Raw genomic sequence first — 12276 nt, 5'->3', positions numbered from 1 at the left:
GTTACAGAAAAAGTTTCGTCACTGCCGCGATCTGCGGGCCAGTCGCAGTGTGGGTGCCGGTGCCATTTCGGATAAAGCAGGCGTCCCCAATAAACGAAACGCCAGTTTGCTTGGGTATTCGAACCCGAAGCACTGACTGCCCCTTGAACGTCACGACATCCATTGAACTCATGATCTGCGTCTTAAGAGGATCTTGCATCCCCGAGTTGGACACGGCGTCCTCCAGTTTGCGGATGTAGCGATCGAGCTGAAGTCCCAATACTTTCGCCTCTCGGTCAATACCGACGATCTGGACGTGCTCGAAATTGGCAGGCTCGATGCCATCTAGTTCTTTCACTCTTGCCGCGTCCTTTGGCTTGTCGGCTATTCCAACAAACAGGAATCCGTCAGCACCGGGCCCGACATTCGCGATGGCACACATTGTCTCAACCAGCGACACAAGCAGCGCTTCGTCCACCTCGCGCTTGTCATCCAGCCGTAGAATTCCCTGCTTGAACTCATAGCGAGGCGTTTCGGTCTTCGACCGACGAATTGAGTTTTCGAAGTCGAACAGCATTCCAGGACCGTGCGTGAGGGCAGCCACATCGGCTTTCACAAACGAACCTCGGATCAGGCCGTTTACGACGGCCACATTCTCTTTCCGATCCTCAGACTTGATGTGCTTCTGCCCGACCTTGATTCGATCAGTCAGGTCATTGAGCGATTTTATGATCGCTTCGCTATTTGACGGGGTCATCCCCTCTTTGAAGATGAGATCGTAGAACGCCATGAAGACCGCAAAGAATGGGCTCTTCTGTGCGTTGGAGGTCGGTTTAGGATAAACGGTCGTCCGGAAGAAAAACCGGTCTGTCGACGCGTCTTCCAACGTCTTGCGGATGATGGAGAACACCGTCTTGACCTGGAGGATCAGGGTTTCGCGACCGTGCGCATTGAGCCGGGTGTTGACGTCGGTGTGTTCTGTGGTTCCGGAGGTATAGAGCTTGTCCATAAAGTCACCGGACGCCTCTACAGGTTCATCGAAAAGGATCGAGGCGCAGATGTCAGCGAGCACCTGTTCATCGTCGCTGTCACGAAGGTCGCCGGTACGAAGGATGCCCTGATAGCACCAGAAAATGTCTTCAGCTTTCAACTTGTAGCCGTGGGGGTTTCGGCTGGTCTCGATGCTGATTTCGGGCATTTGGCTGAGAAGTAGAGTCTCTCGCGAGACGTCACCGCGAATCTCAGCGGCAAGAGTTCTGATGGTCTCGGCAAACGGAGTAAGGACGCCTGCCTGGCGCCGCTCTTGGTCACTAAGCTGCTTGCCGCCTGAATTGATGCGGCCGAAAACCTGTGTGATGCGCTCGGGTTGTTCGCCTGGGAACACTGTCACCGCGAGCTGATAGTCGAGCAAATTGGCGCATGACTTGGCGTCGAGGCGCTTTACGTCTTCACCCAGCGGCACAAAAAGCCCTGCCTCTGCCGCCTGCCGGGCCCGGGCAAATTCATCAATATCGAATGCTTGGTCTTCCCAAGTGAAGCCGTGCTCGATGTAACTGAAAATCGCGTTCAGGCGCTGCATGCCGTCGATGATTTCCATCACGGTCCTACCGTCGGAATTCGTGATTTCTGCTAGCAGGAACAAGGGCAGCGGATAATCCTTGAGCAGGCTGTCGATCAGCCTTTGCTTCTCCGCAACCGTCCATACAAGCTTCCGCTGATACTGCCGGTTTACGACCAAACTCTCGTCACGATATAGCCGATAGAGTGCCTGAATGCTCATGCCTTGTGGTGAGACTGTCATCGTAACTCCGGATCGACGCAAAGAATTTATCCGTATTACAGTACGAAATATTGTGCGTCATCCGATGGTCTAAGCTGATTTCCGCATTGACCGTCGAACGGTCGACCCAGTGTACGCGAAGATCCAATGGGATGAGCAACCTTCATGCCTGAAGCCAAATTGAGTTTCGCCTGTCCAACCCCGGGCTGTGACGGCGTTTTGGAAGAATGGATCGACGCCGGCGAGCCTGACTACAGTGCGGAGGTGCATAGCGACGGCGATTACAAGTCGGACGAATACCTGACGTGCCCCGAATGCGAGGCAGAGTTCATGGTGTCCATCGTCAACAGCATGGGCCACGTGACAGCTTCTGTTGAAGACCATGATGATGTGGATGTTGATATTAAAATCAAACGCACACCGTATAGCGATGTCGAATACGAAGATTACCTGGCTTATCTCAGCGAATACGATCCGCCATCAAATGCTCAGGACCTTTACGAGAGAGCCGTAGCAGAGCTGAAAATGCTGCTGCATCGAAATCCGGATGAGTCGGACGACGGAATTCTGTACCGCATGATATTCTCCCAGTTCATCGCAATCTTCGAAGCGTATCTGGCGGACCGGCTCGTTCGCTTGGTGATCGATGAGAAGACAATCAGAGATCGCCTTCTGGACAATGCTGGAGCGTTTAAGGAGATGAAGCTTGCGCTGTCCGAAGCAATCAATGACCCCGAAGCCGGAATGAAGGCAATGAAGGGCCGCCTGCAGTCCCAGCTTTACCACAAACTAGATGAGGTGAAGCGGCTTTATCAGATCGCGTTGAAGGTCGACATTTTCCCTGATGATGCAGTCAAAGACAAAATTGCTACTGCGGTGATGCAAAGACACGATTGCGTCCATCGCAACGGCAGAGACAAGGACGACAACGTCAACCGCTTCCCTGTTTCTTATATTCTTGACGTCTTTATGGCCTTAGACAGCGTCGTCCAAAATGCCGAGAAAGGCGCGAGAAAAGCGGTCGACGACCTCCCCTTTTAACGCCACGGCACCTCAATTCTGCGCCTTCGCCGAAGATCCAAGTCAGGCAAATCCGGGCCGAGGCGTTGTCGGCATCAATCAGGACGGCGACACGTGGGGAGCGGTTGTCAGGCATGAGCGGATCCTGTGGCGACCGCCCGATATGGTAGGGCCACGTTCCAATCATTTTTGCGCGCGAGAAGCGGTCGGGCAGTAATCCACCCCTGATTTGCCGCTGCGAGGTGGAGCCTACTGGCCCGCCAGACCGTTTTCCGGGCAGGGCGCAAGCCGGGGAAATAACGGCTATATAACGCCAGCGAGCACTGCGCCGATCCAGTTCATGACGGTCGTGCTGAATTTCCGAGCGGGTGACGGCACCGCAGTATCGGTCATTACAAATCCCGCTGGCATGTGGCTGTCGGCAAGGTACAAATTCACCTGGGCCATGGCGCGGCGCAATTTCGATTGCAGTTCGGCATCATGGTTTGCGACGCCGAGCCTGCGTATTTCAACCATCAGGTTGTCACCCAGACCCATGACCACCGCACTGGAAACAACCCGCTGCCTTGCGCGCATTGAGGTCAGATAGCTCGGCGATTTGTCGAGCAGCCGCTCCGAGAATTCGCCCTTCGAGCGGACAATTCCGGCGTCGTGAAGCTGCCCGTAGATAATTTCCAGAAACTCGATCCCCTGCGTCATCGCCGCTGACCCTCCCGCCATAAATACAATTGAGCAGCAGGCCGTAAACGGCTGCTGCAATCGTATTTAGCGGCAAGTGCCGCAATGGAGGATTTCGGGGTGATCAAGGAACAGGAGAAGGCGGAGATGTATCGCTACATGCGGGAGGCCAAAATACGCGATCTATATGAGGCCTATGCGAACCAGTTCTCCGACCACTTCCTGACCCTCGCCAGCAAGCGCAATATGCCGTCCTCGGAGTTCGTTCGGCTCGTGAGAGAGTTCCATCATCACCTCGACCGCAAGCTGTTGCGCCGCCCGCCACATCTCAAGCCGTTGGAGCAGCGCACCGATGGCATCATGTTCCTTGAGCAAATCACCACCCATATTCACGGACACGCCATGGTGCGGTTTGCGGGCAATGAAACGACGGCCACGCTTCGCGAACTCTGCGCCACGATATGGCCCAAGCTCTGTCCCGGTGGCACCATCGATCTTCAAGAGCAGTATGACGGCAATCTCTCCGGTTACATCACCAAGGAGATGAAGCTGTGGGGGTATGACGACCTCCGGCAAGCCATTCTGTTTCGAGACCTTATCGGCAGTTGAGCCGATCCCGTCCCGATGCGGTCAGCCTGTGCCACGCGCGGCTGACATTGCGGGGACCGGCATAGCAGTTCCAAGAGCGCGCCTTTGATCTTTCAGAGCCGCGCAATAGAATTGTTATGACAGAGACGAACAACACTCCCACTCACACAGCCTGACACACCAAGACACTCAGACATCAACACAACGACAAAGACCAAGAGCCGCAGGCACTGAGTTACATCCCATTCCGTTCTTCTAAGAAGAAACCGAATTAACCATAATTGCTTCCGCGTTAATTTCTTGTTGACCTCTATATTCGCGTTTGATAGGCAAAAAGCGTTCCTGCCCGGGCTTATTGGAAGCTTGCTTGGGACAAAATCCCTTGAGAGTATGTGATACCCTTGTATCCAGCACCCCTCTTGGAAATAGAGGAAGGCCAGTAGAAATGCAGGCCTCTCAAGTTCGGCGTCAGCCGCTCAATCCGGATTGAGTGGAGCTGACGGGGATGACATTGGCGCTTCGAGCGCCGGGAGCCACTAGCGCGCTGGTCTCCTGTTGTCTTCGGTAAAAAACGCGAACGACGATGCTGCTTCTTGGCAGGAAGAGCAGCCTAACCAACCCGACTAACCTCGGGCCGGTAGGCTGCTATTTGTTGAACATTGCCCTGCCGGCCCTCCTTTTTTGGAGCGCCAAATGACTGTCAAAACCACTACCCCAGAAGCCACCGCCGCAATCACGAACGCCGTCGTTGCCAACGAAGGCATGGTGTCCGTCACCGAGCAGGTGAAGTTCGAGCCTTCCAACTCCGCAGAGCCCACGCCTGTCACTATCGAGGCAATCAGCGTGGATGCCCTTGGCAGTCTCGATGACGCCAAGAAGGCTGAGCTCGGCGAGTTCCTCTCCAAAGTGCGCACGGATGCCGGAGCCACTGCGCTCAATGGGATGTCCCGCACAGATGCCAGCCTAAAGCGCGCTATCTCAGCCTTAGTGCTGGAACGGCTGGTGTTCCCCGACAAAGATTGGGCAGACGAAGCCAAGAAGCGCGGCGTGGATACCACCAAGTTCAAGAGCAAGCACAAGGCTGCTCCGTCCGTTTATGCGACCTTTGTGGTCGACATCGACAAGGGCACGCCGGAGGATCGCCGGAACCTTGGTCGAAACGCTGAACGTTGGTGCCTGGCCGTGGAGGGGGCGGAGAACAGGATCAAGGCGCTTTTGCCGGATGAGCAGCGCAAGTTCACGCTGGATGATCGTGGCTTTGATCACGTTGCCAATTTCATCGACGAACACGGGGGCATCAACGCGATCGCCGCGTCCACAAGGGCCGAGAACAACAAGACCCCGGCGGAACGCGATCACCAGATCGCTCTCGATACCGCTAAGGCCAGCGAATATTTGGTTGAGGCCGGACGGCGGGCGTTGCTCGACCACGCTGAGGGTGTAACTGACAAAGGCGCCACCGTCACGCTGGCTCTGGCGGCAAAGATGGACGGTCAGACCGTCGTTATGGAAGCCGATGCCGGTTTGGCAGATGCCGTGCTTGAGCAGGCCCTAAAGGCGCAGGCGCCGGTTGATCCCATCGTGGACGCCGTGGGCGAAATCCTGCAGGTCGGTACGATGATTGAGGAGGTGGAAACCGATCTTCCTAAGGACCTGCTGGAGGACCCGACGGACAAGAACACGGACAAGCGGCTCGCATCCCGGCATATTGTGTTCATGCCCGATGGGACTATGCGGGTTTCTACGATCTTGAACCCTCATAGTCCGGTTGTTCTGGTGCAGACAGCGCAGCCGGTACTTGCGGTTTGGCCTACGATGCCATGCCATTTGCAGGCGCAGAGCCGTCGCCGGGTGGAAGCGAATATTGCCAGCCCGCATCGCCGCAAACTGTTCAAGATGCATGTGGAGGAGCCCGGCAAGACCCTGGGGCATTGCCGCCTCGTGTTTGCTACGGCGGTTGCTGTGGAGCCAAAGAACGGCAAGGCCGAGGTGGGGGTTCTGGTCGAGCCGCTGCGTTCCAAGCAGGAAAATTACCCGCTGGACGTGCGCCATGAGGATTTCAAGCCGGATTGGGAATTTCCATTGGGCGGGGCTGACCGACAGCTTCTTGTGGGCTTCGTTTCAGCCATCAGGTCGCCCGGCCACAAGACCATCACTATCAATATGGATGGGTCGGAGGCCGAGTTCGTTTTCGGCAAGACTTCTCAGACCTTGGACGCAGCCACCCCAACCAGGGGGAAGGTGAGCGTCATGGCAAGGCATTTGCGGTCGGCGCTAACCACCATTGCTGACCTGCCTTTGGTCAAGGACCCGAAGAACCCCGTTACCTTTGCTGCCGACCGTGAGGGCGCTGTTCGGATCAGCTTTGCCACCAAGCGGGCCACATATGCGGTCTTCATCCCAGCGGTGAAGGGCGATGAAACGCTCTCGAACCGCTATTTCACACCAATCAAGGTGGGATGACGCCACTGGTGGGCCTTCGCGGCCCACCACCTCCCCTTTTCTCTTTCTAAGAAAAACGATCATGCTCAACATCTCGGCAAGTCCCGAGCACGCTCTCTTTTTGCCTGCTCCGAACCCGAACTTCGTGAACGCCGTTGTAAAGTCCGCACCCAGGCCACTGCCCGGCGGGTTGACTATGGCAGACCTCAACTTTCTGCAGCCGACCAGCAAACTATTCACTTATGAGGCGGTGCTATACAGCGCGGCATTCGGCGTGGGGCAGCTGAGCCCCACCATGATAACGACCCGCGATAGACTAATGACAACCGTGGTGATCGACAGTGGGGGCTATTCCCTCATTAACGGGGGCATCACTACACCCTTGCCAACCTATCGGGTGCAGGTGCTGCAGTGGCAGGAGCAATATGGGGATGTCGGGATCGTGGTAGACATACCGACCCGCAGCCTCAATGTGCGGGGCAGCGGCTACGTACGGTTCGACCAATGTTTGGATCAAACCGAGGAGAATACCCGATACGCCATCGACAACCGAAGTCGCGCTGACCTGATCCTCTGCAATGTCATGCAGGGGCGCGACCATGCCGAAGCCGAGGCCTGGTTCCAGCGCATGTCACCCTATCAGCGGCATCTTGAGGGTATCGCGCTGGCTGGCGATACCAAGCAGGACATGTGGTTCTGGAACAAGGGTTTTATCCAAATGCGCGACGCCGGGCTGTTGGATCAGCTCCAGTGGATACACGTCCTCGGTACCGCTCAGCCGGGGTTCGGCGTGATGCTCACGGGTTTGCAGAAGGCTATGAGCAAGCACCTCAAGCGGCCAATTCGCATTAGCTACGATAGCGCGCGGGGGTTTCGGAACGTGCAGGCCAACCACATCATCACGCGGGGACTACGTGAGACCGACCGAGATATTTCGCTGTGGACGTATCAATTTCCCAAGAGCGCTAGCGCCTTCGATAGGACCAGGCGTTTTCCCTTTCCTAGCCCGCTGGGCGATCTTTGCACCTATGGGGATTTCAACCCCGGCAATCCTAATAGCGTCGGGGGCTGGGACGCTACCGGACTAAATATGCTGTCGAACCATGAGGTCTACAAGGAGGTGCAAGCCATTGCCGAGGCCAACCGCCTGGCAGAGGCCGAGGTCACGGTCGGTGGGGGTACGCCATGGCATATTCAACGGTCGTGGGAGGCATTTGACTTGATCTGGGGCACGAGCCAGCCAGACGTCCACCTTAAAAAGTATCGGCAGTTCCTGACCCACTATGCCAGACCACTCAACGGCGCCGACGACGACCGTTGATGTTCTTCTAAGAAGAAATGGAGGCAGCGGCCAGAGCAATTCGACCCCTGCCTTCGCCTAATCTATCCGGGTACGCGAGAAATGGTGCTGGCGCTCACGTTGTAGCTACGGGCGATCTCCCGCACGGATTCACCTGCCAGTTTGCGAGTTCGGACTTCGTCCTGTTGGTGCCGGGTGAGGGTGGGGCGTCTGCCCAAGCTCTGTCCACGCGCTTTGGCACGGGCGCGGCCTTCACCCGTACGGGCGCGTATCAGTTCACGCTCGAACTCGGCAACCCCGCCAACAATGGTCACGGTCAGGCGACCGTGCGGGGTAGTGGTATCGGCCCATCCCTCGCTGAGCGAACGGAACATGGCACCCTTGTGGGAGAGGCCGTCTAAGGTGGTCAGCAGGTTGATGGTGGACCGTGCCAATCGGTCGAGCCTTGTAACCAGTAGGGTGTCCCCTTGGCTGACAAGGGCCAGCACCTTTGCCAGTTCGGCGCGATCGGATTTTGCGCCGCTCGCGGTTTCCGCGAAGATCTTTTCGGCACCGGCGGAAGTCAGCGCCTCGCGCTGGGCATCGAGCGTTTGTCCATCAGTAGATACGCGGGCATAACCATAAATCATGCCATCGCTCTGCAACGGACTTGTGCAACGCGCAAGCCATTGATTTCTGGCGCTCGCAAGTTCGTTGCACAAGTTGTAACTTTCGCAACGCGAAGCGTACGAGATGGTCACCGCCGGGAGACGCGCAGCTTTAGGGCGTGTGAGTATTAGCCGACAACCAAACCATCTATTGCCCCGTCACTGGCAATTATTTTGCCAAGTCTCTCCGCAGAGCAACAATGTCGTCCGAGGCTAACAAGAGCGAAGCAGTCCCGAGGGTTTCAAGAAACACAGCAGAGAGCTCATCACCGTTAAAGCGCAAAATGTGCCCGAGAGTGGTAAGGCGCATATCCAGTTCGTCGAATCCGGCGAGGTCGTCATGGTGGTGTGCCCCGCCACATTTGTTCGCTACGTACCGGATAGTCGCTTCGCGCGAGACTGCTTTTCCAACAAATGCCAGGCAGGGCTGCATCATGAATTTGGAAAGCTTCAAGTTGGAAAAGACATATGTGCTTGGAGAGCTCGCGATTTGTCTGTCAAACTGCGATCTGTGGGGACTGGTCAGCCCTGGCTCCCGGTAGGTAAAGTGCGGCTTGACCATCGAAGCTCCCAACCGGTAGCCGCCACAAGCAAAGAGGATTGCTTCTTCGAATGGAACATTTTCCAATGTGGGTGCGTGCACGGAAATCGAATGGTCTAGTTGACGAGCCAATGCTGCAAGCGCCCCGTCAAATAGAAAACGTAGCGCAAGGCTGGCATGCAGTGCCTCACGCACTCCCGGCTTAGGAGTGTTCACGAGTTCTTCGAGGTTATCAAAGTGGATGCGTACGACCTCTGCCCTTCGAACGAGCACGTCTAAATTTTGCATTGTTTCTGCCCTGAGCAGGTGATCGATTGTACGTTGCTTCTGTTGATTGGGTAATCACCAACCTCTCAGACAAGCAGAAATTTCCTCGAAGCTGCAGCCAAGAGCGGTTACTCCTACGGCATGTTGACGCCGTACCACCAAAAATTTATCGCGCATGATCTGACGAAGCTGGCACCACCGGGGTCAGATGATCAGTTGTCGATGTCATTGTTCGACGCTTCGGTCGACCTCAATCCTCATCAGATTGAGGCAGCAATGTTTGCGCTGCAATCTCCGCTTTCGGAAGGTGTTATCCTCGCAGATGAAGTCGGCCTCGGAAAAACAATCGAGGCGGGCATCGTCCTTTGCCAGAAATGGGCCGAGCGAAAGCGGAAGCTTATCATTATCTGCCCGGCGGCAATTCGGCAGCAGTGGGCCGCAGAACTTACCAACAAGTTCAACCTGCCGGCGGTTGTCATTGATGCTCGCACCTATCGCCAAATGAAGGCGGACGGCATTCCCTTCCCGCTCTCACAAAAGCGGATTGTCGTGCTGTCCTATCATTATGCTGCCAAGCTGCAGGACGAACTGAGACAGATCGAATGGGATCTGGTTGTCATCGACGAAGCCCACAAGCTCCGGAACGCATACCGTCCAAGCAACCGCATCGGGCAAGCGCTGCAATGGTCCGTAGAAGGTCGGAAGAAGCTCATGCTAACGGCCACGCCTCTCCAGAACAGTCTGATGGAGATCTTCGGCCTCACGAACTTCATCGATCCAAACATCTTCGGCGATGCTAACAGTTTTCGGTCCAAATACGTCAATGCGGGCGGCGACCTGCCCGAACTCCGATCGAGATTGGCGGATTTTTGCAAGCGAACTCTGCGTAAGCAGGTTCTCGAATATGTCAGGTACACCCAGCGTCGTGCTATCACGCAGCCCTTTTTCCCTACGGAGAACGAGCAAGCTCTCTATGACGGCATCACCCGTTTTCTTCAGAGAGAGGATACCTATGCCATACCCTCTCAACAACGCCATCTAACCGTCCTGATCCTTCGGAAACTTCTCGCATCATCATCACAGGCCATTGCAGGAACGCTGGAGACCCTCCGCGCCCGATTGATGGCACTTCAGAAGGGGGAACCGGTAAAGGATGATCTGGCGGGGGTGATTTCTTTCGAGAACGAACTCGAGGAAGAAATTCTCGACGAGTGGGGTGACGAGGACTCGCCTGCCACCACCAGGTCCGAGCAAATCGACTTCGCGAAGCTCCGCCGAGAAATCGACGACATTTCCACCCTGATATATCTTGCACACTCGATCCAAACTGACACCAAATCGAAGGCACTGTTGAAGGCCCTTGAGATCGGCTTTTCGGAGCTGGGGCGCACGGGCGCACGGCGCAAAGCCTTGATTTTTACTGAGTCACGGCGAACCCAAGACTACCTCCGCGACTTCCTTGAACGTAACGGTTACGCCAATGAGGTTGTGACTTTCAGTGGTACCAATTCTGACCGCAGGGCACAGGATATCTACGAGCGCTGGCTGGCCGATCCAAAGAGCGCTGAGCAGAGGACCGGGTCGCGCGCCATCGATGTGCGCGCTGCACTGATCGAGGAATTTCGTGACCATGCCTCGATCATGATCGCGACGGAAGCGGCTGCCGAAGGGGTAAACCTTCAGTTCTGCTCTCAGGTCATCAACTACGACCTCCCCTGGAACCCACAAAGGATCGAACAGCGCATTGGTCGTTGCCATCGCTATGGCCAGACCCACGACGTGATCGTCGTGAACTTCCTCAACGAACGCAACGCTGCCGATAAGAGGGTTCATGCGCTCCTCACCGAGAAGTTCAACTTGTTTGACGGCGTCTTTGGGGCTTCGGACGAGGTCTTGGGAACCATCGAGTCCGGTGTAGACTTCGAGAAGCGCATTCTCGCGATCTATCAGGACTGCCGCACCCCAGAGGCCATCGCGGCCGCATTTGACGAGCTGCAGACCCAGCTGGAAGAACAGATCCAAAGCCGGATGGAAGATACCAGGCGCGCGCTCCTCGAAAATTTTGATGAGGATGTCCACGCACGGTTGAAGCTCCGCCTCGCTGACGCACGGGAGCAGTTGGACCGTGTTGGCCGACGGTTCTGGGATCTGACGACAGCCATCCTCACGGACCAGGCGCAGTTTGACGAGCCCAATCTGGCCTTCGACCTTATGGCTCCACCAACCCACGACCTTCGGCCGGGGCGTTACCACCTTATCTCGCGGAACTCGGCGGCGGATCAGGTGACGAACGAACACGGCTACTTCCTCTATCGACTGTCACACCCCCTTGGCGAGCATGTCATCGCTACAGCCAAGGCCGCAGATACGCCGGTGGCCGAATTGCGGTTCGATGTGACCAATCACCCCACACGCTTGGCCATCGTCGAGGCGCTGAAGGGGCGTCGCGGCTGGCTGACACTGCGCAAGCTTGCGGTGACGACATTCGAGACCGAGGAATACCTGCTGTTTTCGGGCGTCGACGACAATGGTCGCTCCATCGATCACGAAGCCTGCGCCAAGCTGTTCTCGGTCTGCGCTGGCGTTCATTCCATCGGCATGCCCGCCTCCACCATCGCCGACCGGCTTCAGGCCGAGGCCGATCAGCATGCCAAGGCCGCGCTAAACCGGTCGCTCGATGCCAACAACAAACATTTCGCCGCCGCTCGGGAGCGGTTGGAGCGATGGGCCGAGGACAAGATTTACGCGGCCGAGAAGGCGCTGAAGGACACCAAGGCTCAGATCAAGGCGGTGCGGCGCGAGGCGCGAGCGGCTACCACCCTTGAAGAAGAGGCCGCAATCCAGGCCAAGCTACAGGAACTGGAACGCCGCCAGCGCAAGCAGCGGCAGGAAATCTTCAACCAGGAGGACGAGGTGGCCGATAAGCGGGATGAGCTGATAGCCAACCTGCAAAAGCGCCTTAGCCGCGGTCATTCGGTCGAGACCCTGTTTACGATCAGATGGGCAGTCGTGTAATCCAGCCCGGCAACATCAA

Annotated in this window: 9 protein-coding genes; 5 read left to right on the top strand and 4 right to left on the bottom strand. The window is 56.5% G+C overall.

The features are described from left to right. Position 1: 1 nt before the first annotated feature. Positions 2–1780, bottom strand: coding sequence for a GmrSD restriction endonuclease domain-containing protein (locus ACXYMS_RS08935; RefSeq protein WP_458905541.1), 1779 nt, complete (start codon positions 1778–1780; stop codon positions 2–4). A 144-nt stretch (positions 1781–1924) separates the two neighbouring features. Here ACXYMS_RS08935 and ACXYMS_RS08930 point away from each other — a divergent pair, with 144 nt between their 5' ends. Then, entirely contained in the window at positions 1925–2800 is an 876-nt protein-coding gene (locus ACXYMS_RS08930) for a hypothetical protein (RefSeq protein WP_458905540.1), read from the top strand. A 282-nt stretch (positions 2801–3082) separates the two neighbouring features. On the opposite strand, the gene ACXYMS_RS08925 is transcribed toward ACXYMS_RS08930, so the two are convergent. Continuing rightward, a complete protein-coding gene (locus tag ACXYMS_RS08925; protein ID WP_458905538.1) occupies positions 3083–3478 on the bottom strand; it encodes a DUF6626 family protein in 396 nt (131 codons plus the stop codon). A 99-nt stretch (positions 3479–3577) separates the two neighbouring features. Between ACXYMS_RS08925 and ACXYMS_RS08920 the strand changes: the two genes are divergently transcribed. From ACXYMS_RS08920 to ACXYMS_RS08910, 3 genes are all read left to right on the top strand, one after another. Then, entirely contained in the window at positions 3578–4066 is a 489-nt protein-coding gene (locus ACXYMS_RS08920; protein WP_458905536.1) for a hypothetical protein, read from the top strand. Between the two features lie 672 nt (positions 4067–4738). Continuing rightward, entirely contained in the window at positions 4739–6508 is a 1770-nt protein-coding gene (locus ACXYMS_RS08915; protein ID WP_458905534.1) for a hypothetical protein, read from the top strand. A 61-nt stretch (positions 6509–6569) separates the two neighbouring features. Continuing rightward, positions 6570–7808 (top strand): hypothetical protein, encoded by a 1239-nt coding sequence (locus ACXYMS_RS08910; protein ID WP_458905532.1) that lies wholly within the window; start codon positions 6570–6572, stop codon positions 7806–7808. A gap of 62 nt (positions 7809–7870) precedes the next feature. Here ACXYMS_RS08910 and ACXYMS_RS08905 read toward each other — a convergent pair whose 3' ends face one another. Together ACXYMS_RS08905 and ACXYMS_RS08900 are read right to left on the bottom strand one after the other, a co-directional pair. Next, complete coding sequence (locus ACXYMS_RS08905; protein ID WP_458905530.1) at positions 7871–8416, bottom strand: recombinase family protein; 546 nt, start codon at positions 8414–8416, stop codon at positions 7871–7873. A gap of 187 nt (positions 8417–8603) precedes the next feature. Beyond that, complete coding sequence (locus ACXYMS_RS08900; protein ID WP_458905529.1) at positions 8604–9263, bottom strand: hypothetical protein; 660 nt, start codon at positions 9261–9263, stop codon at positions 8604–8606. A gap of 120 nt (positions 9264–9383) precedes the next feature. On the opposite strand from ACXYMS_RS08900, the gene ACXYMS_RS08895 reads away from it, so the two are divergent. Next, positions 9384–12257, top strand: a complete 2874-nt coding sequence (locus ACXYMS_RS08895) for an SNF2-related protein (protein WP_458905527.1) — start codon at positions 9384–9386, stop codon at positions 12255–12257. Positions 12258–12276 lie beyond the last annotated feature (19 nt).

The organism is Devosia sp. CAU 1758 (assembly GCF_054482695.1).
The sequence above is the reverse complement of the archived record's forward strand: the minus strand, read 5'-3'. Positions and strand labels throughout refer to the sequence as shown.